General features: G+C 60.8%; 19 protein-coding genes and 1 tRNA gene. 13 read left to right on the top strand and 7 right to left on the bottom strand.

The features are described from left to right. Nucleotides 1-66 precede the first annotated feature (66 nt). The 3 genes from B3M53_RS14360 (at nt 67) to B3M53_RS14350 (ending at nt 2,964) form a co-directional block, all read left to right on the top strand. Nucleotides 67-153 (top strand) — tRNA-Leu (locus B3M53_RS14360). A 374-nt stretch (nt 154-527) separates the two neighbouring features. Further along, on the top strand, nt 528-2,513 hold the full coding sequence (locus tag B3M53_RS14355) for a tetratricopeptide repeat protein (RefSeq protein ID WP_273020702.1): 1,986 nt from the start codon (nt 528-530) through the stop codon (nt 2,511-2,513). A 1-nt stretch (nt 2,514) separates the two neighbouring features. Then, nucleotides 2,515-2,964 (top strand): hypothetical protein, encoded by a 450-nt coding sequence (locus B3M53_RS14350; RefSeq protein ID WP_022700344.1) that lies wholly within the window; start codon nt 2,515-2,517, stop codon nt 2,962-2,964. On the opposite strand, the gene cydC is transcribed toward B3M53_RS14350, so the two are convergent. After that, nucleotides 2,961-4,688, bottom strand: a complete 1,728-nt coding sequence (gene cydC / locus B3M53_RS14345; protein WP_273020704.1) for a thiol reductant ABC exporter subunit CydC — start codon at nt 4,686-4,688, stop codon at nt 2,961-2,963. The two genes, B3M53_RS14350 and cydC, sit on opposite strands and share 4 nt — an antisense overlap. Next, nucleotides 4,685-6,397 carry a thiol reductant ABC exporter subunit CydD gene (gene cydD, locus B3M53_RS14340; protein WP_273020706.1) on the bottom strand — a complete coding sequence of 571 codons (1,713 nt, stop codon included), beginning with the start codon at nt 6,395-6,397 and terminating at the stop codon, nt 4,685-4,687. Before cydD ends, cydC begins: the two co-directional genes overlap by 4 nt. Before the next feature lie 161 nt (nt 6,398-6,558). Between cydD and B3M53_RS14335 the strand changes: the two genes are divergently transcribed. The 3 genes from B3M53_RS14335 to cydX are packed head-to-tail and all read left to right on the top strand — an operon-like array spanning nt 6,559 to nt 9,439. Continuing rightward, entirely contained in the window at nt 6,559-8,136 is a 1,578-nt protein-coding gene (locus B3M53_RS14335) for a cytochrome ubiquinol oxidase subunit I (RefSeq protein ID WP_286800848.1), read from the top strand. Between the two features lie 12 nt (nt 8,137-8,148). Beyond that, nucleotides 8,149-9,294, top strand: a complete 1,146-nt coding sequence (cydB, locus tag B3M53_RS14330) for a cytochrome d ubiquinol oxidase subunit II (protein ID WP_286800846.1) — start codon at nt 8,149-8,151, stop codon at nt 9,292-9,294. Nucleotides 9,295-9,313: 19 nt separating this feature from the next. Then, on the top strand, nt 9,314-9,439 hold the full coding sequence (cydX, locus tag B3M53_RS14325; RefSeq protein ID WP_286800845.1) for a cytochrome bd-I oxidase subunit CydX: 126 nt from the start codon (nt 9,314-9,316) through the stop codon (nt 9,437-9,439). Between the two features lie 74 nt (nt 9,440-9,513). On the opposite strand, the gene B3M53_RS14320 is transcribed toward cydX, so the two are convergent. After that, nucleotides 9,514-10,167, bottom strand: a complete 654-nt coding sequence (locus tag B3M53_RS14320; RefSeq protein ID WP_022700338.1) for a helix-turn-helix domain-containing protein — start codon at nt 10,165-10,167, stop codon at nt 9,514-9,516. Nucleotides 10,168-10,387: 220 nt separating this feature from the next. Between B3M53_RS14320 and B3M53_RS14315 the strand changes: the two genes are divergently transcribed. The 6 genes from B3M53_RS14315 (at nt 10,388) to pgeF (ending at nt 16,398) form a co-directional block, all read left to right on the top strand. After that, nucleotides 10,388-12,202 (top strand): long-chain-acyl-CoA synthetase, encoded by a 1,815-nt coding sequence (locus tag B3M53_RS14315; protein WP_286800844.1) that lies wholly within the window; start codon nt 10,388-10,390, stop codon nt 12,200-12,202. Nucleotides 12,203-12,204: 2 nt separating this feature from the next. Continuing rightward, nucleotides 12,205-12,786: a DUF924 family protein gene (locus B3M53_RS14310; RefSeq protein ID WP_022700336.1), complete on the top strand. Its 582-nt coding sequence runs from the start codon at nt 12,205-12,207 to the stop codon at nt 12,784-12,786. Between the two features lie 127 nt (nt 12,787-12,913). After that, nucleotides 12,914-13,144: a hypothetical protein gene (locus tag B3M53_RS14305; RefSeq protein WP_286800842.1), complete on the top strand. Its 231-nt coding sequence runs from the start codon at nt 12,914-12,916 to the stop codon at nt 13,142-13,144. A 60-nt stretch (nt 13,145-13,204) separates the two neighbouring features. Continuing rightward, nucleotides 13,205-14,131, top strand: coding sequence for an alpha/beta hydrolase (locus B3M53_RS14300; RefSeq protein WP_286800841.1), 927 nt, complete (start codon nt 13,205-13,207; stop codon nt 14,129-14,131). 38 nt (nt 14,132-14,169) lie between these two features. Continuing rightward, entirely contained in the window at nt 14,170-15,612 is a 1,443-nt protein-coding gene (locus B3M53_RS14295; protein WP_286800840.1) for a protein adenylyltransferase SelO family protein, read from the top strand. Nucleotides 15,613-15,615: 3 nt separating this feature from the next. Next, complete coding sequence (gene pgeF, locus B3M53_RS14290) at nt 15,616-16,398, top strand: peptidoglycan editing factor PgeF (RefSeq protein ID WP_286800839.1); 783 nt, start codon at nt 15,616-15,618, stop codon at nt 16,396-16,398. Here the strand turns inward: pgeF and B3M53_RS14285 are convergent. The 4 genes from B3M53_RS14285 to B3M53_RS14270 all read right to left on the bottom strand — a co-directional run bounded on the left by B3M53_RS14285 (nt 16,395) and on the right by B3M53_RS14270 (nt 20,317). Further along, complete coding sequence (locus tag B3M53_RS14285) at nt 16,395-17,555, bottom strand: acetate/propionate family kinase (RefSeq protein ID WP_286800838.1); 1,161 nt, start codon at nt 17,553-17,555, stop codon at nt 16,395-16,397. The genes pgeF and B3M53_RS14285 overlap by 4 nt on opposite strands. Further along, nucleotides 17,552-18,982 carry a bifunctional enoyl-CoA hydratase/phosphate acetyltransferase gene (locus B3M53_RS14280; RefSeq protein WP_286800836.1) on the bottom strand — a complete coding sequence of 477 codons (1,431 nt, stop codon included), beginning with the start codon at nt 18,980-18,982 and terminating at the stop codon, nt 17,552-17,554. Before B3M53_RS14280 ends, B3M53_RS14285 begins: the two co-directional genes overlap by 4 nt. A gap of 42 nt (nt 18,983-19,024) precedes the next feature. Further along, nucleotides 19,025-19,819, bottom strand: a complete 795-nt coding sequence (locus tag B3M53_RS14275; RefSeq protein WP_286800835.1) for an SDR family NAD(P)-dependent oxidoreductase — start codon at nt 19,817-19,819, stop codon at nt 19,025-19,027. Nucleotides 19,820-19,897: 78 nt separating this feature from the next. Further along, on the bottom strand, nt 19,898-20,317 hold the full coding sequence (locus B3M53_RS14270) for a response regulator (RefSeq protein ID WP_286800834.1): 420 nt from the start codon (nt 20,315-20,317) through the stop codon (nt 19,898-19,900). A gap of 750 nt (nt 20,318-21,067) precedes the next feature. Here B3M53_RS14270 and B3M53_RS14265 point away from each other — a divergent pair. Continuing rightward, on the top strand, nt 21,068-24,886 hold the full coding sequence (locus B3M53_RS14265; RefSeq protein WP_286800833.1) for a hypothetical protein: 3,819 nt from the start codon (nt 21,068-21,070) through the stop codon (nt 24,884-24,886). Nucleotides 24,887-25,308: the final 422 nt, after the last annotated feature.

Genomic DNA, 25,308 nt, shown 5'->3' with positions numbered 1-25,308 from the left:
TACTGAAAGCCGGGGTCGACCAGGCAGAAGTTTCGAGGCATATACACCGCTTGCGTCGACATGCGTGCGGGCGTGGCGGAATTGGTAGACGCAGGGGACTCAAAATCCCCCGGGCGCAAGCCCTTGTCGGTTCGAGTCCGACCGCCCGTACCATCTCGTCCCTGGTCAGTCTCGAACCGCCCAGGTCGAAAGCGATGTCGACCATCCACCTTTCCACAAAAAAAGATGAAATGATTGCGAGGGCTTAAACGCCCTCAAACGTGATTTTCACATTTTCGCTCAAGGTCTTGAAAGTTTTTCCGATAATCGAATTCGGTATATTAATTCAATAACTTGATAGGAATTGACGCGGAATGAAGGTCTGGCGGAAATTCTCTTAATGAGTGATACTTGGCGAACACACCTGAGAGACCTTGCGCAAACTCCTGTTAATCCTGCGGCTTATCAATTGACCAAGAGTCTATACAAATAACTTGAGGCCATTTCATTTTTCAGGACATGAATCATTGAACGCCAGTAAGCAGCCCTTGGTTATCATCGCCGCCGCGAATGCCGACGAGGCGTCTGCACAGAACCTGCGGCAAGCCCTGCTCGACAGGGGCGTTCGTGTGGCCATGGCCGCTGATGTGGGCGTGGCGGAGAAAAAGGCGCGATTGATCGTTCTATGCTCTCCCGCCTCATTGAAATGCCAGCCGCTCAATAATTTTCTGAAAGACTTTGTCTGGTCCAACGGGATGCACCACGTCCATGTCGTCGGTCTGGAGAGCGAACGGCCCGTGCTGCCTATGGCGCTCCGAGCCGAGCGACGCAGCAACGGCGCCTTCTGGACCTTGCCGCGGCCGCCGGTCATCGGCGCGCTCTATAATGACACGATGAGCCTTGAGCACCTGGCTGACGACATCGCGCATGAGTGCAGTACGGATTCGTCAGCGACTTTGGCGCGCAGCGTAGCCAGTTCTGTAGCGCGCCGGCCTCTGGCGACCGGACTTGCGGCCGCTTGCGCCCTGATGCTGGGGGTAAGCGTTTGGCAAGCAGACCAGATCAGCGCCTATCAGCATGAGGCGGAGGACGCCAAAGCGTTCTCAAGTCGCCTGTTGACCGACATCACACAACATTTGCCCAATACGGCGCGCCGGGAAACCTTGATCCGCCTGGCCGATGATCTGACCGAGACCTATCTCTCCGCGTCCGCAGCCGGACTTTCAGACGATGAGCTGGGTCGCCGCGCGCGCCTGTTCAATCTGATCGGCGAAGCGCGTGACGTTCATGGTGACCCTGAGGGCGCCCGGGAAGCGTTCTCGGCGGCCTTTGAACTGACCCAGGCGCTTCTGGACCGGGCTCCCAACAATATGCAGCGCGTCTATGACCATGCGCAGTCCGCATACTGGGTCGGCAATCAGGCCTATCGCAGCGGTGATCTGATGACCGCTGATCGCTATTTCGATATTTACGCCCAGATGGCGGACGTTCTGATTGCAGGCGAGCCCGGCAATCCCAGCTATCAGGCTGAACAAGGTTATGCGGCCTTGAACCGGGGCGTGATCGAACTCGAGAGCGGCAGCCCTATGACCGCCGCGACTCTGTTTTCGCAGGCGGCCGACCGGTTTGGAGACGGGTTGGTCCAGGCGGGCGTCGTGGGCGTGTCCGACCTTGGCAATACGCTGGGCTGGCTGGCGGACGCACAGCGAGAAACGGGCGATATGGGGGCGGCGCGCAGCAGCCGGGAGAGGCAGCTGGGGCTGTATCAAGAGCAGCTTGCCCAAGCGCCGGGTGATTCCCGCACACTGGTGAAAGTCGCACATACGCGCGCCCAGATCGCTTCGCTTGCAACCGATATGGGTGAGGATGAACAAGGCGCGCAGTTTCTGGACCTCGCTCTGGACAGCGTCAACGCACTCTATGAGGCGTCGCCTGACAATGACCGGTATGCGCGGCTGTATGTCAGTTTGATTTTTCAGCGCGCCCAGATCGCTTTGATGCGCGATGACCTGATCAGGGCGCAATTGCTGATTGGTGAGGCGCGCCGACTGGCGGCGCGAAGTAACGAAAACGGTGAGAATGACGGGCGGTTCCTGAGCCGGTCCGCAGCCCTCACTCTCTCGGCTTCGCTCGCGTTGAAAGCGGGGTCGTATGACACCGCCGTTCTGGAGGCGACCCAGGCCGTCAGCGCCGGCGAGCAATCGGTGGCCGCCGGATTTGAAACCGCGCGTCCTTATCTGGCTGAAGCATCTTATGTGCGCGCCGAAGCCTTGAGCGCGCTGGGGCAGCAGGGGGAGGCGGACATGATGTATCGCTCTGCGCTCAATCAGATCGCGCTGATCGCCGAACCGCGTCCGATGCCGGCGCTGGATCTGGAAGCGCGAATCGCCTGGCGCATGGGTGATGTCAGCCGGGCTTTGCAAGTAAGACAGTCTTTACTGGAATTGGGCTACGCTCGACGCTCTTTCTTGGCGTTTTGGTCTGAAGTGGATCAGGCGAACACCGCCGAGAGTGGGGTATCTCAAGGGGGCTGATATGAGTGGCGTTCAATCACAGGTCGAGCGCGTCAAGGCGCTCGGCTTTAGCGGGCGCGATGTTCGCCATATCGCCGTCTATGTAGAACCTGCCATCACCGAAATAGATAATGAGCTCGTTCAGACCTTTTCCGCCTATGTGGGCGAACGGAATGGCAATTTCTTTATCGACTTTCCCACCGACATGATTTTCGTCGTCATGACGCAGGGCTGGGAATTTGAGCGTTTCGAGCTGGACGGGAAAGTCTGGGACGGCATCGCCGTCATGCCTGAAGACACAGACTTTGAGGTGTCTTTTGGCGATGATGGCAGACAAAGCGTCGTCGTGCTGGATCGGTGCAACGAGTTTTTCACCTATCGCTATCAGATCGTTCTGCGGAACCAGGAGACGGGCCAGCGCGTCGTGGTTGATCCCGGGGTCGAGAACGAGGACCGCCTTCCCTTCCCCTAGGCTTTAGGGAAGAGGCGTCTGAACGCCGGGCTCGAGGCTCTCATCTCTTGTGTGGATCCTTGATCGGCGATCTCGCCTTTATCAAGAACCGCGACTTGATAGGCCCGCTCCAGCAGGCGCGCACGGTGCGTCACGATGAGCGTGCTGCGGCGTGCATCTTCATCCAGCCAGTCATCCAGCGCATTCAGGAAATCAGTTTCTGTGCCCTCGTCGAGCCCTTCTGTGGGTTCGTCGAGCAAGAGCACCGGAGCGTTCTTGACGAAGGCGCGCGCCAGGGCGATCCGGCGCGCCTGTCCTCCTGAAACCAAGCCGCCCAGCTCGCCGGTCCAGCTCATCAACCCGTCAGGCAATTTGCGGACGAAATCCGCCGCGCGCGCGCGTTCCAGAGCATGCCAGAGCGCCTCATCGCTCGCCTCGGGATCCGCCAGGCGCAAATTGGCGCGGATGGTCGTCGACAGGAGCTCCGCGCGTTGATCGACAAGGGCGAAGCGGCTGCGGGTGTCGGCGATGGCGAGGGAGTCCAGCGCTGTCCCGCCCAAGCTGATTTCGCCGGACTGCGCTGCGTAAAAGCGCATCAAAAGTTTGATCAGGCTGGATTTCCCGGCGCCGGATGCGCCGACCAGCGCCAGCCGCCCGCCTTCGGGCAGGCTCAGATTTGCGTTTTGCAGGACAGGCGTATCCGTATCCGGATAGCTGAAATGAAGCCCCTTCACCTCAATATCCCAGCGATCAGGCAAGGGCTGAGGCGAAGCGGGATCGCTTACGGCGGGTGTGATTTCCGTCAGCGCCTTGAGCCGACGGGCGGAGGCTGTGGTCTTGCCGTAAAGCTCGGCCGCCTGAACCAGCGGCGCAGCGGCTTCAAAAAGCGCGAAGGCGACAAAGCCCGCCAGGGCCGAGAGCGGGGCGGCAGCGCCTGACGCCGCGGCCAGCCCAAAGCCAAGCACGAAACTTGCGGGCGCAGAGAGCGCCAGAAGCGCGCCATTCCACATGGAGATGCGGGCGATCTCTCGCTGCGCGGCGACGCATTTGGCGTTTGAGTCTTCCAGATGGGCAATGATGCGGTGTTCAGCTCCATAGGCCTTGAGTTCAGCCAGTCCGGAGACCAGGTCTGCGGCGTCCGCCCGCATGGAACTGGCGTTTTGCGTCAGGGCCTCGCCGGCCTTGCCTGCGGTCTTGGCGACGCGCAGAGGCAGGATCACGCTCGCCAGAACGAAAACGCCCAAGACGCCCGGCAAGGCGGCTGGCGCCAGAAACGCCAGCAGCACGCTGGTGAACAGCGCGCCCGCCAGCGCGGCGGTGACAGGCGTCACAAAGCGCAGATACAGCGCATCCAGCGCGTCCACATCCTGGGTGACGCGGGAGAGCAAATCCCCGCCACGAATACGGCCCAGACGGGCCGGAGCCAAAGGCGCGGCGGTTTCAAACACCCAGAGGCGCAGGCGCGAGAGAATCCGGAATGTGGCTTCATGGGTGACCATGCGCTCGGCATAGCGCCCGACCGTGCGGCTCAGGGCAAAGCCGCGTACGCCGCCTGAGGCGAACAGGTAGTTGAAGGCGCGTCCCGCGCCCGCTAGTCCGGCGACCGCGGACGCGGTGATGAACCAGCCTGACAAAGAGAGAAGACCGATGCCGGCCAGCAGCGTCAGCGCGGACAGGGCGGCGCCCAGGCGAAGCCACCAGCGGTCCGGGCGCGCCAGGGCGAGGAAGAAGCGCAGATCCTTCATGAGGCGCCCTCGGTCTCAAGCCTGATGACCTGATCTGCGACATCGCGCACGGCGGGGCTGTGGGTGGCGATGATCACGGTGCGGCCTTCGCTGATGCGTTTGAGCGCCGTGAGAAAGCGCGCTTCCGCCTCGCCGTCCAGATGGGCGGTGGGTTCGTCCAGCAGGACGATTTTCATATCCACCGCCCAGGCGCGCGCCAGCGCCAGGCGTTGCGCCTGGCCGCCAGACAGGCCGTAGCCTTGATCGCCGATGAGGGTTTCAAGACCATCAGGCAGGCTGGCGGCGAAATCCATGACGCCCGCGGTTTCCGCTGCGCTCTGGATGCGATCAAGAGGCAAGGAGCGGTCAAACAGGCTGATATTGTCGATCAGGCTTCCGTAAAACACATGGGGACGTTGCGCGATCCAGGCCGCCTGTCCGATCAGCGGCGCTGTGAGTTCGACGCGGTCCACAAGGACCTGGCCGTCTGTATGCGGCGCATAGCCCATCAAGAGTTTCAGCGCGGTGGATTTTCCAACGCCGGACGGCCCCCAAAGGGCGGTGATCTGACCAGCAGGCGCTTCAAAACTGAGCGGGTCGAGCCCGCGACGCCCGTCCGGATAGACAGAGCCTGCTTGCTCGAACCGGATTGCGGGAGGGGCGGGTATGTCTGTGGTGACGGTCGTCGCCAAAGCGGGTTGAGGCGTCGCGTCAGCCTCCGCCATGAAAGGCGCTAGCGCCTCAGCCCCAGCCTCGGCGTCCGCACGGTCATGATACGCCGCAGAGAGGCGTCGCAATGGCATATAGAATTCCGGCGCCAGGATCAGACAGAACAGCCCGGTCTGCAGCGTGATGGTTTCGCCGGTGCTGAACGGCATCTCGCCCAATAGCGAAAAGCCGATATAGATCGCGGATCCTGCAACAGACAGCGCTGCGAAAAACTCCAGCACGCCCGACGACAGGAAGGCCATCGCCAGCACCTTCATCGTGCGCCGCCGGAAGTCTTCAGACGCCTTGGCCAGGCCGTCGCGCTCGCGTTCCACAGCGTTAAAGGCGTTCAGGGTTTCAAGCGCACGCAGGCGGTCGTTGAACCGTCCTGCGAGACGCTGCAGAGTCGTGAGCTGGTCCTTGGACGCCGCAGCTGCGCCCGCGCCTACCAGCGCCATGAAGACGATCAGCAGAGGGGCGGTGATCAGGAAGATCAGTCCAACGATGTAGCTGGCGCTGAACGCCGCCGCCATGATGATCAAAGGCCCGGCCATGACCACTCCCATCAAGGGGCGATAGCGTCCATAATACCCGTCAAGCTTGTCCACGGCGTCGATCAGAGCAGAGGTCGTCTCCCCTGAATCAAAGCGTTCCGTATAGCCTGGGCCGAGAGCTGCGAGCTTGCGGGCCGCCAGAGCGCGTACGGTCTGACGAACCTTCAGGCTGGCCTCGACGCCCGTGCGGGTTTCGGCGGCCTGACAGGCCGCGCGCAGGCCTGCGCACGTCAAAGCGAGGATCAAGCCAGGCCAGACTGCGCCGCCATTCACCAGAGCGCTGACCGCCCAGGCCGCGCCCCAGGCGAAACCGACAAAGACGGCGTACTGGGCCGCGCCGAAGGCCGTGCTTTGCCGGGTCAGAACGGTCGCGGGCTCACCCCATGCTTTCAGAAGTGCGCCCAGCTCCGCCTTTCGGGCTTTGCTGGCGGCTTTTTCGGTGTCGGCTGACAATTCAGAAGTGCTCATGGCCTGCGACATACACGCCCTTGCCCGGTTTTGACTGCGGCGCCTCGTCCCATGCGACACCTTGCAGACGATACAAACTAACGTTTCTGCCAGATAAAGGCGGCCAATGCGCTTTCGGGCGTACTCATTTAACGACTTCTTTTAAAGCCTTGGAGGGTGAAATGGTCGATATGACCGTTGTGGAGCTATCGCGGTGGCAGTTTGCGCTGACCGCGATGTATCACTTCCTCTTTGTACCGCTCACGCTTGGACTGTCCATCATACTCGCCATCATGGAGAGCGTTTATGTGATGACGGGCCGGCAGGTCTGGCGGGACATGACGAAGTTCTGGGGCACGCTGTTCGGCATCAATTTCGTGCTGGGCGTGTCCACCGGGATCACCATGGAATTCCAGTTCGGCATGAACTGGTCCTACTATTCTCACTATGTGGGCGATGTGTTCGGGGCGCCGCTGGCGATTGAGGGCCTGATGGCCTTCTTCCTGGAAGCCACATTGGTGGGCCTGTTCTTCTTTGGCTGGGACCGGATGAGCAAGCGCGGCCACCTGGCCGCCACCTGGCTGATGGCGCTGGGCACCAACCTGTCCGCATTGTGGATTCTGATCGCCAATGGCTGGATGCAGAATCCGGTGGGCTCCGAGTTCAATCCCGAGACCATGCGGATGGAGGTCACTGACTTTATGGCAGTGCTTTTCAATCCGGTCGCCCAGGCGAAATTCGTACACACCGTGTCCGCCGGCTATGTCACAGGCGCGCTGTTCGTCTTGGCGATCTCAGCCTTCTTTTTGCTCAATCGCCGCTTTGTGGGCTTCGCCAAGCGCTCGATGACGGTCGCCGCCGCGTTTGGTCTGGCGAGCGCCCTGTCGGTCGTGGTGTTGGGCGATGAAAGCGGTTACGCGCTGACCGATAACCAGAAGATGAAACTCGCCTCACTTGAGGCCATGTGGCACACCGAACCCGCGCCGGCGCCGTTGACGCTGATAGGTTTTCCCAATCGTGACACTCAGGAAACCGAGCACGCCATCAGCATCCCCTGGGTGCTGGGCCTGATTTCCACGCGCTCTCTGGATGGCGAGGTGGAAGGCATTTTGCCGCTGGTCGAGCAGGCGGAGACCCGTATCGAAAACGGCGTTCTCGCTTACGACGCCATGATGCAATTGCGTGAGGACCCGGAGAATGCAGACGCGCAGGCGCAGTTTGAAAGCGCCCGGGATGATCTGGGCTACGCCATGCTGTTGCGGCGCTATGTGGCTGACCCGCGCGAGGCGGGGCCGGACCTGATCGCGCAAGCGGCGATGGACACGGTGCCCAATGTGGCGGTGATGTTCTGGAGCTTCCGTTTCATGGCGGGGCTGGGTTTCTACTTCATCGCCCTGTTCGGGACCGCCTTTGTGCTGAGCTCGATGCGCAAGCATGAAACGCGCTGGTTCCTGAAGTTGGCCCTGGTCTCGCTGCCGCTGCCCTGGGTGGCCGCCGAGCTGGGCTGGCTGTTGGCGGAATATGGCCGCCAACCCTGGATCATTGAAGGCGTCTTGCCGACCTTTGAAGGGGTGTCGAGCCTTCATCCCACGCAAATGATCATGACCATTGTCGGTTTCACCGCGCTCTATGGCGCGCTGGCGGTCGTGGAAGTGATGTTGATGATCAAATATGTCCGCAAGGGGCCGTATCCGGACGGTCCATCCCGCGGCGCATCCCGTAAGCCTCAGGGCGGGTTCGCCCCGCTGCCGGCCGAATAGGGAGGATGGATTATGGAAATTCCTCTGTCATATGAACTGTTGCGGGTGATCTGGTGGGCGCTTCTGGGCGTTCTGCTGATCGGTTTCGCGATTACGGACGGCTTTGATCTGGGCGTTGCGGGGCTGTTGCCCTTTGTCGCTCGCACAGACGCCGAGCGTCGGCTCGCGATCAATACGGTTGGTCCGACCTGGGAAGGCAATCAGGTCTGGCTGATCCTCGGAGGGGGCGCCATCTTCGCCGCCTGGCCGCTGGTCTACGCCGTCTCCTTCTCGTCGTTCTATCTGGCGATGTTCGTCGTGCTGGCGTCGCTGATCCTGCGCCCGGTGGCGTTCAAATACCGCTCCAAGCGGGAGGATCCGCGCTGGCGCAGCTTCTGGGACTGGGCGCTGTTCACCGGCGGTTTCGTCCCGGCGCTGATCTTCGGCGTTGCGGTGGGCAATGTGCTGGTGGGCGCGCCCTTCCGGATGAATGACGACATGCGCATCTTCTGGGACGGGTCGTTCTTCGGATTGCTGAATCCCTTCTCGCTGCTGTGTGGTCTTCTGAGCGTGACCATGCTGTTCCTGCACGGAGCCGCCTGGCTGTCGATGAAGACCGAATACGGCATCGTCCGGGACCGGGCGCGGGCCTATGCGCCGCTCTTCGCGTTCGCCTCGATCGTGCTTTTCGCTCTGGCGGGCGCCTGGGTGGCGTTCGGGGATATTGGCTATCAGGTGACCAATACGGTCGCCGCTGACGGGCCGTCCAATCCCAGACTGACGGAGACCGTGCGAGAGGGCGGCGCCTGGCTGTCCAATTACGGCCGGTACCCATGGATGCTGATCGCGCCTGTGCTCGGGTTTGGCGGCGCGGCTCTGGCCCTGTTCGGCCTGCGGTCGAACTCCGAGGCGCTGACCTTTGTCGGCTCCAAGCTCTCGGTGGTGGGCATCATCTCAACGGTGGGCGTCTCGATGTTCCCGTTCATCCTGCCGTCCAGCGTGGACCCTAACGCGTCACTGACGGTCTGGAACGCCTCGTCCAGCCATACGACCTTGTTCGTCATGCTGATCGTGACCGCTGTCTTGTTGCCGATCGTGCTGCTCTACACCGCCTGGGCGTTCAAGGTGATGTGGGGGCGGGTGACTACCGAAGCGGTCGCCAACGGCGATTATTACTGACACCAAGGAGAGACGACCCATGTGGTATTTCACCTGGATTTTGGGCCTCGGGCTGGCCTGCACCTTCGCCATTCTCAACGCCATGTGGCACGAGCTGACGCTCAGCGATAGCGGAGACACTGGCAGCTCGGATGAAGCGTTCTAGCACTGGGCGCCTGCTGAAAACAAAACAGCCCGGACCATCTGGTCCGGGCTGTTTTGCATACAGAGCGGGAGGGTTCAGGCCGCTGCGGTGTCGTTGGCGGCTTTGGGCTCGGACTCCGCTTCGTCATCAGCGAAGGTGCGCACCTTGATGGGGCCGCCCCAGTCTTTCAGAAGTTGTTGTTTTTCTTCTGCGGTGATCTGCACGTGCGCGCCATGCAGATACCAGCGGCCGGCGTCGTCTCGCACCGGGATTTCGGTGGTGCGCCAGTGGGAGACAGGGTCGCCTTCATTCTCGTAGGTCCAGGTCACCTGCATGGAGGCGATGCGCCCAGAGAAGGCGCCCAGATCCAGAAAGGCGTCCAGGATCTCGATCACGTCCGAGTTCTTGGATTCAAGAACTTCACCGGGGGTGAGGAGATGGAAAGGTGTTCCATGATCGCGCAGCGCTTCACTGACCGTGTCCACATGGACCTTGCCGTCGACCTCAGCGAGCATGCTGATCAGGTGCGGTGAATGGCTGATGGTCGTGCGGAAGTGCTCAAACAGCGGCCTGTGTTCAGGCTCCTGCAGCAGGCGCTCGAGTTTGGTTTCCAATTGTGTGGATGGTGACGCCGTAGAGTTTTCCAGCCGCGAGACATAAGCTTGGCTGACGCCGAGCAAATGAGCCGCCGCCTCTTGTTTGAGGCCGGTGCGTTGGCGGAACGCTCTAAGCTCTTTTCCCCAATTCATGATTTTAGACCCATTCAATTGTACGGAGCACTGCGGTGCGTTTATTGAATCTGACTCAGTGATTTATCCGGTCATATTCCCAATAGTGCTGCACTGCAACGCATTCGCGGTTGAAAAATGCGTCTGTGACCTGTCGAGCTGAACTTGACCGGACGTTTTCGGGCCGTACTGTCGCCTCAACAAAGCCGCCAAACGTGCGGCTACGAGGGAGGACAGTGCTATGGGCTTATGGTCGGCGATCCGTCGCGAGTGGTTTTATACGACGCAATTGGCGCGCATGCTGGGCGCACTGAAAAAAATCACGCCGGATTCTGACTATCTGACCCCGGACCTGTTTGAAGACAGCGTTGACAAGCACCAGCAGCGCACGGCGTTCATCACCGAAAGCGGCGTTGAGATCAGCTACGCCCAGTTTGATCGCTATGCCAACCGTGTCGCCCATTGGGCGCTCGGCCAGGGCCTGAAGCCCGGCGATACTGTCGCGCTCTACATGGCCAATCGCTGGGAATATGTGGCGATCTGGTACGGCCTGTCCAAGGTCGGCATCATGGCCGCGCTTCTCAACAACCAGATCACCGGGCACTCGCTGGCGCATTGCATCAACGTGTCCGGGGCCCAGCATGTGATCGTCGAAGGTGATATGGCGGAAGCCTACGTGACCGCTTGCGAGTTGATTGACTGCGCCATGACGCCCTGGATCAGCGACGGCGGACAGGCCAAGGCGCCCGGCGGCAAGGATTTTGATGCGGCGTTGTCCGGACAGTCCGATGTGCGTCCTGACCGGTCCTATCGCGCTCAGTTCACCGCCAAGGACCCGTGCATGAAGATGTACACGTCGGGGACGACCGGACTGCCGAAAGCGGCGATCGTGGCGCATACGCGCGCGTTGTATTACCTGCAGGTTTTCGGTGTTTCCGGTCATGCCACCAAAGATGATCGCATGATGATGGTGCTGCCCATGTATCACGCCACCGGGGGGCTATGCGGGGTTGGCGCGGCGCTGTCGTTCGGCGGCGCTGTGATCGTGCGCAAGAAATTCTCTGCGACGCGCTTCTGGCAGGACGCCACCGAAACCGGCGCGACCATGCTGATGTATGTGGGTGAGCTGTGCCGCTTCCTGGTCGCCGCCGAACCCAATGAATGGGAAAAGAAGCACAAGATCCGCATCGCCATCGGCAACGGTTTGCGCCCTGACGTCTGGCCGCGCTTTGTGGAGCGGTCCGGCATTCCGCGGATCATGGAGTTTTATGGCGCGACCGAAGGCAATGTGGGCCTGATCAATCTGGACTCCAAGCAAGGCGCCATCGGCCGCGTGCCGCCGCACCTGTCCAAACGCTTCAACATCAAGCTCGTCCAGTTTGACATGGACGAGGAAGCTCCGATCCGCGACGCCAACGGTCATTGCATCGAATGCAAACCCGGTGAGGTCGGCGAGGCGATTGGCGAGATTCGCGCCGATGACGCCCGCTATCGCTTTGATGGCTATGGCGATGAAGAAGCCACCAAGAAGAAGATTCTGCGCGACGTTTTTGACGAAGGTGATGTGTATTTCCGCACCGGCGATCTGATGAAGCGCGACGCGCAAGGCTATTTCTATTTCGTCGACCGGGTGGGCGACACCTTCCGCTGGAAGTCGGAAAACGTCTCCACCAATGAAGTCGCGGAAGTGTTCGGCACGCACGACAAAGTCGTTCAGGCCAATGTCTATGGCGTGGAAGTGGCTGATTATTCGGGTAAGGCCGGGATGGTGGCGCTGGTGGCGGAAGACGGGCTGGACCTCAAATCGCTTCATGCGCATGTGACGAAAGAGCTGCCGCACTTTGCACGCCCGCTCTTCATTCGCCTGAGCAAAGATACTCAGGACGAGAACACGACCGGCACGTTCAAATTGAAGAAGACGGACCTGGTCAAACAGGGCTGGGACCCCGAAGCGATTCCCGAACCTGTGTATTTCGATGATCCCGAAGCGGGGGAATACATTCCGCTGACCGCGGAGATTCGCGCCCAGATCATTTCCGGCGAAAAGCGGGTCTGATCATGGTGTTGTTGCCGGAAGACGTTCTCGACTTCTGGTTCGAGCAGGCTGGACCCAAAGCCTGGTTTTCGGTGGATGCGGCCTTTGACGCCCGTGTCCGCCGGATGCTGGGCCCGGCTTGTCACAGCTTTCTACAGACCCGTTCCGTGCTGGATCATCCCTGGATGGTCGAGCCCGACAGCGCACTCGCGCTGGTGATCGTGCTCGATCAGGCGCCGCGCAATGTCTGGCGTGGCTCGAACGCCGCGTTCAGGCTGGACCCGCTGGCGCGCGAAGCCGCCATGGCCATGCTGGAGGCCGGGTTTGACTGGGCTTTGCCCAAAGAGCGCCGGGCCTTTGTCTATTTGCCGTTCTCACATTCTGAAGACATTGAGGATCAGGCCCTGGCGGTCCTGATGTGCGAAGAGCGGTTGGGACCGGACAGCGAGAATACGCGCCATGCTCGCGCGCATATGGATGTGATCGCGCGCTTTGGCCGCTTCCCTCATCGCAACGCCGTGCTGGGGCGCACGCCGCGCGCCGAAGAGATCCGGTTTCTGGAAGAGGGCGGATATGCCCCAGGCTTGAAACGCCCGGCAAAATAATCCCAAGGGCAGTCCTGACTCAGCGCTGGTCTTGAGAATTTAATCTAACCAATTGATTTATTAGGCGTTGAGTTCGGCAGGCGCTTTGCAAGACGGGCCAGAAGCGATTTCTCAGGAGCCCCCGTCCATGTCCGCCCAACGCCAGTCCCGCATCACGCCGCTCGATATTCGCGCCATCGCCTTCACCCTGGTGGACCGCCATGGCGATCAGGCGCTGAACTATGCTGATCTTGCCGTGACGGAGCTTGAAGAAAAGGGCGAAGATGAAAGCGCCAACGCCTGGCGGGTGCTGCGTTGGGAAATTCAGGATGCGCTGGCGGGCGTGATTGTCCGTGAAAGTCCGATCCAGATGCAATAGTGCGCGAATGACATGGCAGTATGTCTTGCCATGCTGCACGGGCTTCGACAGCTTTAAGCCATGAGCGACCCTTCACTCTTCGACACCTGGATCAGTCAGGCCGGGCTGAACGAATTGTTCAACCCGCAGAAAACCGTCACCGCCATGCGCGACGCCATGGCGCGGATGGAAGAACTGGTGGAGGTCGCGCCGCCTCCGGTCGCAGCCATCCATGATATCGAGATCGCAGGCGGCGCCGGCGCGCGCCCGGCGCGCGTGTATCTGCCCTATGGCGCGCAACCTGACAGCGGACCGGGCCTGATTTTCTATCATGGCGGCGGGTTCATGGTGGGCTCGCTCAAATCGCATGATCCGTTATGCCGTCGTCTCGCAGCGGTGTCGGGCGTGCGTATCTGTTCGGTCGATTATCGCCTGGCGCCCGAGCATCCTTTTCCCGCAGCCGTTGATGACGCCTTCGCCGCCATGGACGCAGCGTTGGCTGGGGAGCTTTCCGCCTACGGCTTTGATGCAGACCGTCTCGCGGTCGGCGGGGATTCTGCGGGCGGCAATCTGGCGGCGAGCGTCGCGCGTGAACGCCGCGATCAGCTGCACTATCAGCTCTTGCTCTATCCGCTGATGCAGCTTTTGCAGACCAAGAAAGACCGTCCGCGCTGGCAGGAAGGTCCTTTGTTGTCCGAGTTCACGCTCGAAGAGATCCGCAAGCATTACATCGCCAGCGCCGACCCGGCCGATGTGCGGATTTCGCCGCTTCTGGCGGACGATCTGCTGGGCTTGCCGTCCGCCTATATCCTTGCCGCTGAGATGGACCCGCTGCTTGATGAGGGCGCGGCCTATCGAGACCGGCTGGCAGCCTCGGGCGTGCCGGTGGAATACAAGCTCTGGAAGACCGTGCCGCACGGCTTCTTGAACATGTCGCGCCTGTTTCCCGCCTGCATTTCGGCGATAGAGGCGTCTGCACGCTCTCTCAGCAAGACCTTTGAGGCCTGAGCCTTGCCGAGGGCGGGTGCATGTCTTAGCTCAATGCCATGAGCGTCACATCCAGATACAAAGCCGATCCGCGTTTCGCCGCTTTGGGCGACGCCTTTTCTGACACTGTGGAACCTGCCGACTTCCCCAAGGCGCATTTGCGCTGGTGGAATGCGCGCTGGGCGCAGGAGGTCGGGTTGGAGGCGCTGGATGACGCAGAGCGTCAGGCGCATTTCCATCGCTTCTCGCCCTTGCCGGACAACCAGGCCGAGCCGCGCGCCCTGCGCTATCACGGCCACCAGTTTCGCGTTTACAATCCGCAAATTGGCGACGGGCGGGGCTTTCTTCACGCCCAGCTTCGTGACAGCCATGACCGCTTGCTGGATCTGGGGACCAAAGGCTCGGGCCAGACGCCCTATTCGCGCTCCGGCGATGGGCGTTTGACGCTCAAGGGCGCGGTGCGTGAGGTGCTGGCCTCTGAAATGCTGGAGGCTCTGGGCGTCTATACGTCCAAGACCTTTGCGGTGTTTGAGACCGGCGAACAGCTTCACCGCGGCGATGAACCGTCCCCGACCCGCTCCGCCGTGATGACCCGGCTGCAGCATTCCCATCTGCGCTTCGGGGTGTTTCAGCGTCATGCCTATCATGACCGGACGGACCTGATCTCTGAACTGGTCGAATATGCGATTGAAAACCTGGTCCCCGAAGCCGCTGAGCTTGAGGGGGATCGGGCGACGGCCTTGCTGGAGGCTGTGGTGCGACGGTCGGCGACGCTGGCGGCGCAATGGATGGCGGCGGGGTTTGTTCACGGCGTTCTGAACACCGATAATCTGGTGGTGACGGGCGAGAGTTTTGATTACGGCCCCTGGCGCTTCCTGCCGTATTTTGAACCGGGCTTCACCGCCGCGTATTTTGACGAACAGGGGCTGTACGCGTATGCGCGTCAGCCCGAGAGCGTATTCTGGGCGCTTCAGCAACTGGCGGCGGCGCTGAGCCTTGTGGGCGAACGCGACGGCCTGATCCAGGCGCTGGAACGGTACCCTGAGCTTTACAAGCGCGAGATCACCCGCGCCTTTCATCACAGGCTGGGTGTTGAAGCGTTGGGCGATGACAGCGACGGTGAACTGGTCAGCGGTCTTTTGAACGCTGGTCGCGAGCTTCAGGTCCCGTTTGAAGCCCTGTTTTTTGACTGGTTCGGCGGTGAGGCGTCGCGCGAACGCGCGCTGCATTCAGACCGGTCAGGCCTGTATCGTCAGGACGCCTTCACCCCGGTGATCGAGGCGCTGAGCGCGCGGACGCCTGTGCGGCCCGAGCGCCTGTCTCATTCCTATTTCCAGCGCGAGGATCCTGTTCATATGACGATTGACCATGTGGAAGGCCTCTGGGCGCCCATCGCCGCCGATGATGACTGGTCGGCGTTCGAGCAGACATTGGCGGATGTGAGTGAGGCTCGCCGCGCTTATGATCTGGGCCGGGACCGGATCGGCTTTCTGTCGGAGTAGGGCATGCTGGACATTCTACGTGCTGACGGGTTTGGCGATGACCGCATAGCGCATGGCTTCACCACGCGCACAGGCGGGACCAGCACCGGTCCTTACGCCAGCCTGAACCTGTCCTGGTCGCGTGGCGACGACAAAGCCGCCGTCGAAGCCAATCGCGCCCGCGTGTCCCAAGCGTTCGGCGACGCCCGTCTGGTCTTCGCCAATCAGGTTCATGGCGCGACAGTCCTGAAGGTGGACGCCGCCCCTGAGGACTGGTCCGCTGGCGAAGGCGATGCGCTGATCACCAATCAGCCCGGCCTCGCCTTGTGCGCCCAGACCGCCGATTGCACGCCGGTCCTGCTTTATGATCCCGAGAACGCCGCCATCGCCGCCATTCATTCCGGGTGGCGCGGGGTGATCGCCGAGGTCATTCCTGCGGCGATCAACGCCTTGAACAAAGCCTATGGCAGCCGCCCTGAGGCCCTGCAGGCCGTGATCGGCCCCGCCGTCGCTCCTGAAAACTATCGGGTCGGTCCAGAAGTGCTTGAGCAATTTGAGGTGCTGTTCGGCCCGCTTGATGACGGACTAGCCTTGCCGCGCGACAGCGAGGGCGGCGCAGGGCTAAACGTCTCTGAGGGCGCGCGGCGTCAGCTGCTTCGCGCCGGGGTGTCAGAAGACGCCATTCGCTGGCTCCAGGCGTGCACCTTTGCGGACGCAGACCGTTTCTTCTCGTGCCGCCGCGCGGCGCGGGACGGCCATGCCGGTCATTTCGGCGGCCAATGCGGCGTCATCATGCTGACGGCTTAGGACAGAAGCTCGACCATGGCGTCGGCGATCACCGCCTCTTCATCGGTCGGGATCATCCAGACATCGACATGGCTATCCGCTGCGCTGATCCGGGCGGCGTCGCCGCGCACAGCCCTATTGGCGTCCTCATCGATCGCGAGACCAAGGTATTCAAAACCTGAACAGATGCGTGAGCGCAGGGATTGCGCGTTCTCGCCGACGCCGCCCGCGAACACCAGCGCATCAAGACCTTCCAACACGCCCGTCAACGCTCCGATCTCCCGGCGGCAACGAAAGACGAAATAGTCGAGCGCTTGCGCCGCCTCTTGGGTCTCGCTGGCCTCCAGGACGCGCATGTCGCCGGACAGCCCCGACAGGCCTTTCAGCCCGCTCTGTTTGTACAAAAGCTCGGTCAGGGCAATTGCGTCCATGCCTTCTGATTCCATCAGGTGAAGCAGGACCCCGGGATCGATCTGGCCGCACCGCGTCGCCATGGGCAGCCCGTCCAGCGCAGAAAATCCCATGGTGGAGCCGATGGAGCGGCCATCCTTCACCGCGCACATGGACGCCCCGGCGCCCAGATGCGCCAGAATCATTCTTTGCGGGCGCCCGCCCGGAGACAGATCTTCCATGCGCCGTGTCAGCCATTTATAGGACAGGCCGTGAAACCCGTAGCGGCGCACGCCTTTGTCAAAGTATTCCAGGGGCAGGGCGAAGGTGTCGTTCACCCATGGATGGGTGCGGTGAAACGCGGTGTCGAAGCATCCGATCTGAATAGCGTCAGGAAAGGCGCGCCGCGCCGCCTGCACGCCCGCCAGATTGTGCGGCTGGTGCAGAGGGGCGAGCGGGCTGAGCGCGTCAAGATCCGCTTCAACCTCCGGGGTCAGGATCACAGGGTCGGTGAAGCGGGTCCCCCCATGCACGATCCTGTGCCCGACGCCGCGCACCTGATCGTCGATTTCATCGGCCAGGATATCGAGCGCGGCCGCCATGGCGCCGCCATGATCAGCGGCGGCCGGGACAGGGCGATGCTCTTCAACGCCGTTTCTTTTCACGGTCAGCTGCATGGCTTCGCCGACGCCGTCGATATGTCCGGTGAGCTGACGGTTCTGGCCATTGGCGGTGAAGACGGCGAATTTGAGCGAGGATGAGCCCGCATTTAGCACTACAAGACTCATTGTGCGGCCTCTGGCGCAGGTTGAGTGAGGGCGGGCGCCGGATGACCGGTCTTCAGCCATTGGGCGTGCAGCGCCGCCACCGCGCAGGACATCAGGCGTGAGAATTCAGAATCTGCGCGGCTGGTCAGGATCACGGGGGCCGCCGCGCCCAATACGACGCCAGCGCTTTCCGCGCGCGCCACGAACGTCAGTTCCTTGGCCAGCATGTTGCCCGCCTCGAGATTGGGCGCGACAAGAATGTCGGCGCGACCGGCGACTGCGCCCGTCAGACCCTTCACCCGCGCCGCTTCCAGATCCACGGCGTTATCCATGGCCAGCGGACCGTCCACCAGCCCGCCGGTGATCTGGCCGCGATCCGCCATTTTCGACAGGGCGGCGGCGTCGAGCGTCGACGGCAGGGCCGGGTTGATGGTCTCGACGGCGGACAGGATGCCGGCCTTGGGCAGTGCAATTCCAAGCGCGCGGGCCAGGTCGATGGCGTTCTGGGTGATGTCGGCCTTGGCCGACAGGTCGGGTGCGATGTTCACCGCCGCATCCGTGACCAGCAAAAGCTTGTCATGGGCGGGCACGTCCATCACGAAGACATGGGACAAGCGGCGTTCGGTGCGCAGCCCATGGCTGCGGTTCAGCACGGCGCGCAGCAGGGTGTCGGTATGCAGGTGCCCCTTCATCAGGCTTTGCGCCTGCCCGTCCGCCACCAGCTTGCAGGCGAGCGCCGCCGCGCTTTGGGCGTCCGGCGCCGCTTCAATGCGGATGCCGTCAAAGGAGCGCCCGGCCGCTTGCGCCGCCTTGGCGATGGCGTCTGGATCGCCCACCAGTATCGGCGTGATCAAGTCGCGATCCGCCGCCGCCATCGCGCCCGCCAAGGCATCTTCACTCTGGGGGCAAACGACGGCTGTGACGGCAGGGGCGATATCGCTGCAGGCGGTCAGCAAGCGCTCGAAATGGCGATGGCGCTGCACCATCAGGTCGGGCAAGTCATACGGGTCGAAATGACGCGACTGGCTGGGCGGGACCACGTCCAGTTCAGCACTCAAGGCTGGACCGTCCGGGCCGTCCACGCTGGCGGAGAGCGTGACGTAATCCTTGTGCTTGGCGATGATGTGCACCCGGATCGCCACTTCATCGCCGATGCACACAGGTTCGCCGGTTTCAAAGCGCCAGGCGCGCTCGCGCGATCCTGGGCCGGGCAGGCGTTGGCCGACCACTGAAGAGATCAGGCTGGCGAGAAAGGCGGGCGGGCAAATCCCTTCTGGTTTGCCGTCGCCATCGCCATCCAGTTCCGGAATATGCAGCGGATTGAGGTCGCCCGACGCGTGGGTATAGAACACCAATGCATTGGGCGTGATCCGCCGCACCTCCTCTGCGCGTTGCCCGACGCTCAGGGCGGAAAGATCAAGCCCCTGTCGGCCCGCTGTCTCGGTCATGGCGCACTCCGTGTCTTTGAGCGCGTATTGTGTGCCCGAGCGCTACAAAGGTCGACCGTTATTGGCTTCAACCAGCATGCGGCGCAGTTTACGCATGCCGCCGACCCAGCGGTCGCGCTCGGCGCCTTTCTTGGCGACGTATTCGGGGGTCTGGGCGTGGGTGGTGACCAGGAAGCGGTTCTCCTCCATGGCCTTGAGCAGCGTCTCCGCGACCTGTTCAGGTTCGATATAGCCGCTCAGCCCCTGAGCGCCGCCTTCAATGCCCTTCACCAGCGGCGTATTCACGCCTTCCGGGCACAGGCACTGAACCTTCAGGCCGTCATCGCCATGGGTGATCGCCAAACTCTCGGCAAAGGATACCGCCGCCGCCTTGGTGGCGGAATAAGGCGCGTCGCCGATCTGGTTGAGCAAGCCGGCGGCCGAAGCTGTGATAATGAAGTGACCGTGCCGCTCCGCCATGGAGCGCGCCAGCATGCGTGCAGCGAAGACGCTGGCCATGACATTGACCTGCCAGCAGGCGTCCCAGGACGGGGTTGGCGCATCGCCTGCGCCCCAGCCAGGGCCGTCAGAGACGCCGATGCCGGCGTTTGACATGAAGATGTCCACAGGCCCCAGCTGACGCTCCACCCGGTTGACCAGACGCGCCAGCGCGGCTTCATCGGTGACGTCGACGCCCAGGCCGAACCCGCCGAAGTGTTTACCCGCCGCTTTGGCGGCGTCATGATTGAGGTCTGCGATGACGACTTTGGCGCCGCGCGCATGAAAGGCGGATGCGCAAGCCTTGCCGATGCCGCTGGCGCCGCCGGTGACGATGGCGATTTTACCGTTGAGATCCACTGCTCTGTCCTCCCGCATGGCTTTGCAAGAAGCTTAAACGGTTAAGGACAAGTCGCAAGGCGCAAGGTGGGCGCCGGATCAGGCCACATCCAGCGCTGCGTGGAGGATCGCCATGACGATGGTCAGGGCAGCGCGATATTGCTCAAGCGTTTCAGGCTTGCGTACGGACGAGACCACATTGGCGTACTGTGAGCAGGCCTGTTGCAGGCGCTCTGCATCGCCCGAGAAGACAATCACCGGGATATGGGAATAGGCGGGATTCTGAGACAGCTGCTCAAGAACCCAGACGCCGTCTTCACCCGCGAGCTTCAGGTCAAGGACAATACAATCATAATCAGGATTGGAGCGCACAAGGTCCAGGGTCTGCTCACCTTCCACGGCGCGATCGATAACGGCCGCTCCGGATTCTTCGCGAAGCATTTTCTCGAACAGAAACGCCTCTTGGTCGTCATCCTCAACCAGGAGCAGAGTAGGTTTGTATGTTCCCATCGCCTTCATAGGGCATCCCCAAGCCTAAATTTCTGTCCATGTTGACGCTAGTGTGACGTTTTAACTGTGAAAAGCGATATATCGGATAATGTTGAATTTTCAACAGTTGCTAAGAAGCATTCTCAGAGATCAAGTTAAGGCTTGTTCAGGCCGTGTTTGCTGTGGCCTGTGATAATGATTGCTACACAGGCGCTTACCTCCCTCCAGTGTTGAAGGGCGGTTCTGTTCATCTTTGTGTTCATTTTGTAACCGAAGCGACAGATTGGGCCGCCGCGCGAGCGGTCTTCATGTCGCAGCCTGCGAAGAGGCCGAATCTCAGACGCGTCCGTGCTGATTCGGCTTTCGGCGGTTCTTTGATAGGGACAGGCTAAGGTCTGGCCGTCAGCAGGCTGGTGTCCCCGACTGGATTCGAACCAGTGGCCCTCAGATTAGGAAGTATGTGACCTGAGCCTTTCAGGCACAAGATAGGCCAACAATATGAGGTGCTTGATTACTTGCGACTTGAAGGTGTAAGTCTCAGCTCAAATTTTGTGAGCACCTTCGCAGCACAATAAGGTGGAATCGTGAGTGGTGTCCGGCTTTTCAGTCTACCGAATTCAGAAAGAACCTGAGCTGATAGCTATTGGGCCTTATGTTTGCATTTCACATGCGCTGCAACTGAAAGCGCAAGGCCAGCAGCGATGAGCAAACCTAGCCGTCTGGTAAAAGTTTGCCTGAGTGGTGGCTGGCCGCTTTGAGCTATTGGTGGAAAGGGCACCCATGTCGATAGCGATCATCGGGCAAGAGAAGTATGCCTTTCAGGACCTTGTCTGCATCGAGACGATGCTCCGTTTTTTCACTCATGATGAGGCCACTCTTTTCATCGAGCCAGAGGGTGGCGAAGACGCTGAGCTGACTTTGAATTTGGACGGGCACGAAACCACTCTTGAAATACAAGTGAAGGGGGCGCGGGGTGCCGTCACGCAAGCTGAGATCGCAGCGTGCCTAGCACACGCGCCACCCCATAAAGCTGAACCGACACTGTTTGATCGTGTTTTGAACGACACCCATCGGCAGGCAGTCCTTGTAATGAGCGGGCGTGCGGACGATGCATGTGCGCGATACTTGGGCAGCTGCAACTGGCATGGAGAAGCCCATGATACGTCGAAGCTTACGCACGAGCACGCTGGCCAGCTTCTTGCGGCCTACGCTGCTGCTAATGTCGGTGGCAAGCCGGACGGACCACTCGCGACCCGACGCCGAGAACGCAATAAGGAACGCGCAGCGGCTCTAGATTACCACGACGTATTCCCGACCCTGTCGAGGCTGATCGTGTTCGATCAGGTGGATGACACGAGATTGCAAGCATGCTGTTCAGAGCACCTGCGCCGCGACCATCGCGTGCCGAGCGACCGGATAGAAGCAGTGTTGCAAGAGCTGCATAGTGCGGTCGTTGAAGCCAAGAAGTCCAAGCTCGACGCGTTTCCATTGGTCCGCAGCATTATCTCCAAGGCATCGCCATCGTCTATCGAGCCAGAGGGCTATGTACCGCGCGGGCTCGAACACGAACTGTTCGACGCGCTTTCGCGGGACAACGTCCTCTTGCTTTCGGGCATGCCAAGGGTCGGCAAGAGCTATACAGCACGATCGGTTGCCGAGCAGTTCATGGGTTCTGGATACGACGTTCGGGAATTCGTCGATGTAAAAGCGGCCGACCGGTTCCTACGGGATCCTGGAACTGCCCTGCGGTTGGCGCTGCTCGACGACCCGTTGGGCGGATCACAGGTCTCGAGCGACGCGGCTCGTGCGCTGGCGAATCTAACAGCTCTGATACCGCGTACGACACCGCAGCGCAAACTGCTAGTTGCACAAGGGCTCGGCCCTCTTCTCTCCGTTACTAGAAGGCGCTCCCTCGATGAGGTTGTTACTGCGAAACGACGCTGGAGAGACTTGGGCGACATTGAGGGGAAATTCCTTTCACGCGTCTGGCAGTCACAGACCTCGGCTGCGAAAGTCGAGGGAGCCGTTTGCGACCGCGTTACAGAGGCGTTGCAGGAAGGCGCGCTGGTCCTCGAGCCGGGTTGTCTGGAGCACCTTGTCGCAAACCTCGACAGGCTGAGCGTTGCGGCGAGCAATGAAGAGATCGAGCGGATCGCCCGCGAAGACGCAAAACAACTGGGCGACGGGCTAGCGGCAGATGGATTGGACAGTCTTGCGATCAGCCTCGCGCTCTCCACCGCAGCGTATGAACCGATTCACCTCACCGAGCTCGCCTTTGTTCGCGGGAGCGGCGGCGACGTTCTACCAGGCAAGAAGAGTGGATTCGGCAGGATAATCAGTCTTGGCGACCCGTCTCCCTCAAAGAGGGTCGACCCCGCCTATGAGCACCCCCCAGAAGTCGCGGAGGCTGATAGTGCCGGCCTGGAAACCCTCGAAAGAAGACACTTCATCGAATTTGACGACTTAGACGCGACCAACTTCACCCATGCCTTCTACCGCGCCGCTGCTGAATCACTCGTCGACACGCCTACCTTAATAACCGCGCAAAAAATTGAGCAGATGCTTGAACGCGGCTTGTTCTGCAGGTCGCCGCGCACCTCGCGCGCGACAGCTCGAAACTTGGATTGGGTGTTCAAACAGCTGAAGCAGCGCACGGTGCAGCGATCGGCTATTGTTCAGCACGCTATTGATGGGTTGGGTTCGGTCTACCCGGCGACGCGAGATCTATGCTTCCGTTTCTTGCTCAACCATCTGGACGCTCTGCCGGAGGAACAACAGCAAGATCTCTCAAGGTGGATCTCCCGCGTCACGTCGGTATCCTTGAAGGATCTCGAATGGAGTGATGGTGAAGCGCGCTTGCCCGTTGGCGGCAAATCGGGCGTCGATTATGTGGATTTCTTTTGTCAGAGCGTGAGCAAACAGGATGTCGCGGCTGAAATAGCGCTGCTGGATGCTCCGGAAGGCGCTGCAAGCCCTGAGCAGGCGGCCAGGGCATTGCGATATCTCGCAACTGATCCCGGCGCTATGACGCCGACAATGGCTGGACGCCTTTTGAGCTATGACGAGGCGGTACTGCGCGCCGAAGCGACAAGACTCTGGCTTAGCCGCTCCCGGACCGAGGATGACATTGTCCTCGACCGCATTTTCACTGATCGTCATCCAAGCTGCGCGCTTGGCTTGCTTAAAGGCGCGATCGCGGGCTGGGAGGCCGCGTCCTCTGAGCGGCGCACACGCCTTCTGGACGGTTTGGCGGCGGTCGCAGCTGATCGTGCGGCTGCGGCTGCGATGCTCAACCATTTGGTGGTGTTTGACCGGGTCGAGAAGACCGGCAAGAATCCGCCTTGGTCGATTTTTGAAGCGCTTATGCCTGTTGTAATGATGGCCTTGCCGGACAACGCGGTGTTCAATGACGCTCGCTTGTTCCACGTCGCTAGTACAGCCGTCGACGAGATTTCCACCACTTCGATGCTCGCTTTTTGCGATGGCTGGATCGACTGGCTGGAGCGTAGTGAACGTACCGGCCGCCTACCGAGTGACTTCTCACTCGGTGTTGCCGATATCGTCATTATGGCGACGACTTCTGAACCTGTGTCTCGTGATGATCGGATCGAGCGCCTGCTTTCCTTCAACGGCACAGGTGCGAGAGTTAGATTCATGGCCGACCTCATCGACCATTGGAAGGCACTCCGCATCGATGAGCAAGAGGCTGTGCTTGCTCACCTGCTACGCGACGCACCGGACACCCGCTGGATGCAGGCGGTCGCGTTGACGCGATCGACGGTTCCATCGACCATAACAGACGCGCTCCTGCCCAAGGGCACAAGTCTAAATCACCCTGCCGATCAATTGATCGATATATTGCCGCCAGCGCTCTTGAACGCAGCGATCCACGTCTATGCTGGCAGACCCCAGCCCTTGTGGTGGCTTGGTACGCACCACAGCGGAGAGGCGATTTGGGAACCGGTTATGGAGGCTGTTGCACGTCGCCCAGACCACTCACAGTGGGAGCTCGCCCAAGAACACTGCGCATTCACCGGTGACGGCGAGCGCGTGGCGCTCATTGTCACTGATCTCGGCGCCGAGAACGCTGAACGAATGCTGGAGATTCTGCTGCGTTTAAAAGTGGGCTGCACCGGTAACTTTATGCCTCAGGCTTGGGCGGCTGTACTGCGCCAGGGAGGTGCTGACGAATACCGCTGCTGGCTTGACCGCATGTTCGAGGCCTCACCCGCCATTCTTGATGACGTCTCAGAGATCAAAGAGTGGCTTTGCGAGGAACGCGACCAAAACGAACTCGCCGATCGGCTGGAAAATGATCTCACGCTGCTCAAGTTAGCGAATTCCGCGTTCGCTGTTGCGGATACTGAACTGCAGGAGGAAGCGATCAAAATCCTCACATTCTTGTGTAAAGAGCGCCCTCCCGTGATTTTCGGAACCTGCGACCGGTTGATCGCGAAGATAATACGAATAGCTGGCGATACGAACGACCTAACCGAGCTTCTGCAGAAGCGGCGACAAGAAATCTTAGATGAGCGCGACAAGATAGAGAAAACATTCGAGCGGTCAGATTTGCTGCCTGACGGCTGGATCGCTCCCTAGCTGGCATCATTGGGAGCAGGAAAAAGGCACTTCCGCGCCGGATCCAATGACGGTTTCGGCAGCATACCTACGCGAGCACTTTTCATCTCTGCCACGTTTGCCGGCGACCATCCCTTCGAAGACCGGATCCCAGATCATCTACCTATAAATTGTGTGGCGCGTAGCTGCAGCATAAGGGGTCGTTTTAACCAGGGCATAATTTCGGAGGGCTTTCGGCCTGAGCAAAAGGTCTTCGAGTCCATACTCCGGTGCACTGTTGAAGCTCTGGGATGCAACGGGCACCCAATTGGCACCACCAATCATTCGCGGAACCCGATGGCATTGAGAGCCAGATACGCAGACCTATAGGTCTAAGCATCTAGCTATGGATAATGACCGTGGGTTTATATTTTGAACTTATCCATACCTAGATGCCTATCCCA

Source organism: Oceanicaulis sp. UBA2681, assembly GCF_002354675.1.
In the GTDB taxonomy this organism is placed as follows: Bacteria; Pseudomonadota; Alphaproteobacteria; order Caulobacterales; family Maricaulaceae; genus Oceanicaulis; species Oceanicaulis alexandrii.
This window is presented reverse-complemented; position numbering and strand designations above follow the sequence as displayed.

What these genes read in the sequence shown, in the direction of transcription:
- B3M53_RS14350 (WP_022700344.1), top strand. Translation starts at nt 2,515, where the DNA reads ATGAGTGGCGTTCAATCACAGGTCGAGCGCGTCAAGGCGCTCGGCTTT.
- cydC (WP_273020704.1), bottom strand. Translation starts at nt 4,688, where the DNA reads ATGAAGGATCTGCGCTTCTTCCTCGCCCTGGCGCGCCCGGACCGCTGG.
- cydD (WP_273020706.1), bottom strand. Translation starts at nt 6,397, where the DNA reads ATGAGCACTTCTGAATTGTCAGCCGACACCGAAAAAGCCGCCAGCAAA.
- B3M53_RS14335 (WP_286800848.1), top strand. Translation starts at nt 6,559, where the DNA reads ATGGTCGATATGACCGTTGTGGAGCTATCGCGGTGGCAGTTTGCGCTG.
- cydB (WP_286800846.1), top strand. Translation starts at nt 8,149, where the DNA reads ATGGAAATTCCTCTGTCATATGAACTGTTGCGGGTGATCTGGTGGGCG.
- cydX (WP_286800845.1), top strand. Translation starts at nt 9,314, where the DNA reads ATGTGGTATTTCACCTGGATTTTGGGCCTCGGGCTGGCCTGCACCTTC.
- B3M53_RS14320 (WP_022700338.1), bottom strand. Translation starts at nt 10,167, where the DNA reads ATGAATTGGGGAAAAGAGCTTAGAGCGTTCCGCCAACGCACCGGCCTC.
- B3M53_RS14315 (WP_286800844.1), top strand. Translation starts at nt 10,388, where the DNA reads ATGGGCTTATGGTCGGCGATCCGTCGCGAGTGGTTTTATACGACGCAA.
- B3M53_RS14310 (WP_022700336.1), top strand. Translation starts at nt 12,205, where the DNA reads ATGGTGTTGTTGCCGGAAGACGTTCTCGACTTCTGGTTCGAGCAGGCT.
- B3M53_RS14305 (WP_286800842.1), top strand. Translation starts at nt 12,914, where the DNA reads ATGTCCGCCCAACGCCAGTCCCGCATCACGCCGCTCGATATTCGCGCC.
- B3M53_RS14300 (WP_286800841.1), top strand. Translation starts at nt 13,205, where the DNA reads ATGAGCGACCCTTCACTCTTCGACACCTGGATCAGTCAGGCCGGGCTG.
- B3M53_RS14295 (WP_286800840.1), top strand. Translation starts at nt 14,170, where the DNA reads ATGAGCGTCACATCCAGATACAAAGCCGATCCGCGTTTCGCCGCTTTG.
- pgeF (WP_286800839.1), top strand. Translation starts at nt 15,616, where the DNA reads ATGCTGGACATTCTACGTGCTGACGGGTTTGGCGATGACCGCATAGCG.
- B3M53_RS14285 (WP_286800838.1), bottom strand. Translation starts at nt 17,555, where the DNA reads ATGAGTCTTGTAGTGCTAAATGCGGGCTCATCCTCGCTCAAATTCGCC.
- B3M53_RS14280 (WP_286800836.1), bottom strand. Translation starts at nt 18,982, where the DNA reads ATGACCGAGACAGCGGGCCGACAGGGGCTTGATCTTTCCGCCCTGAGC.
- B3M53_RS14270 (WP_286800834.1), bottom strand. Translation starts at nt 20,317, where the DNA reads ATGAAGGCGATGGGAACATACAAACCTACTCTGCTCCTGGTTGAGGAT.
- B3M53_RS14265 (WP_286800833.1), top strand. Translation starts at nt 21,068, where the DNA reads ATGTCGATAGCGATCATCGGGCAAGAGAAGTATGCCTTTCAGGACCTT.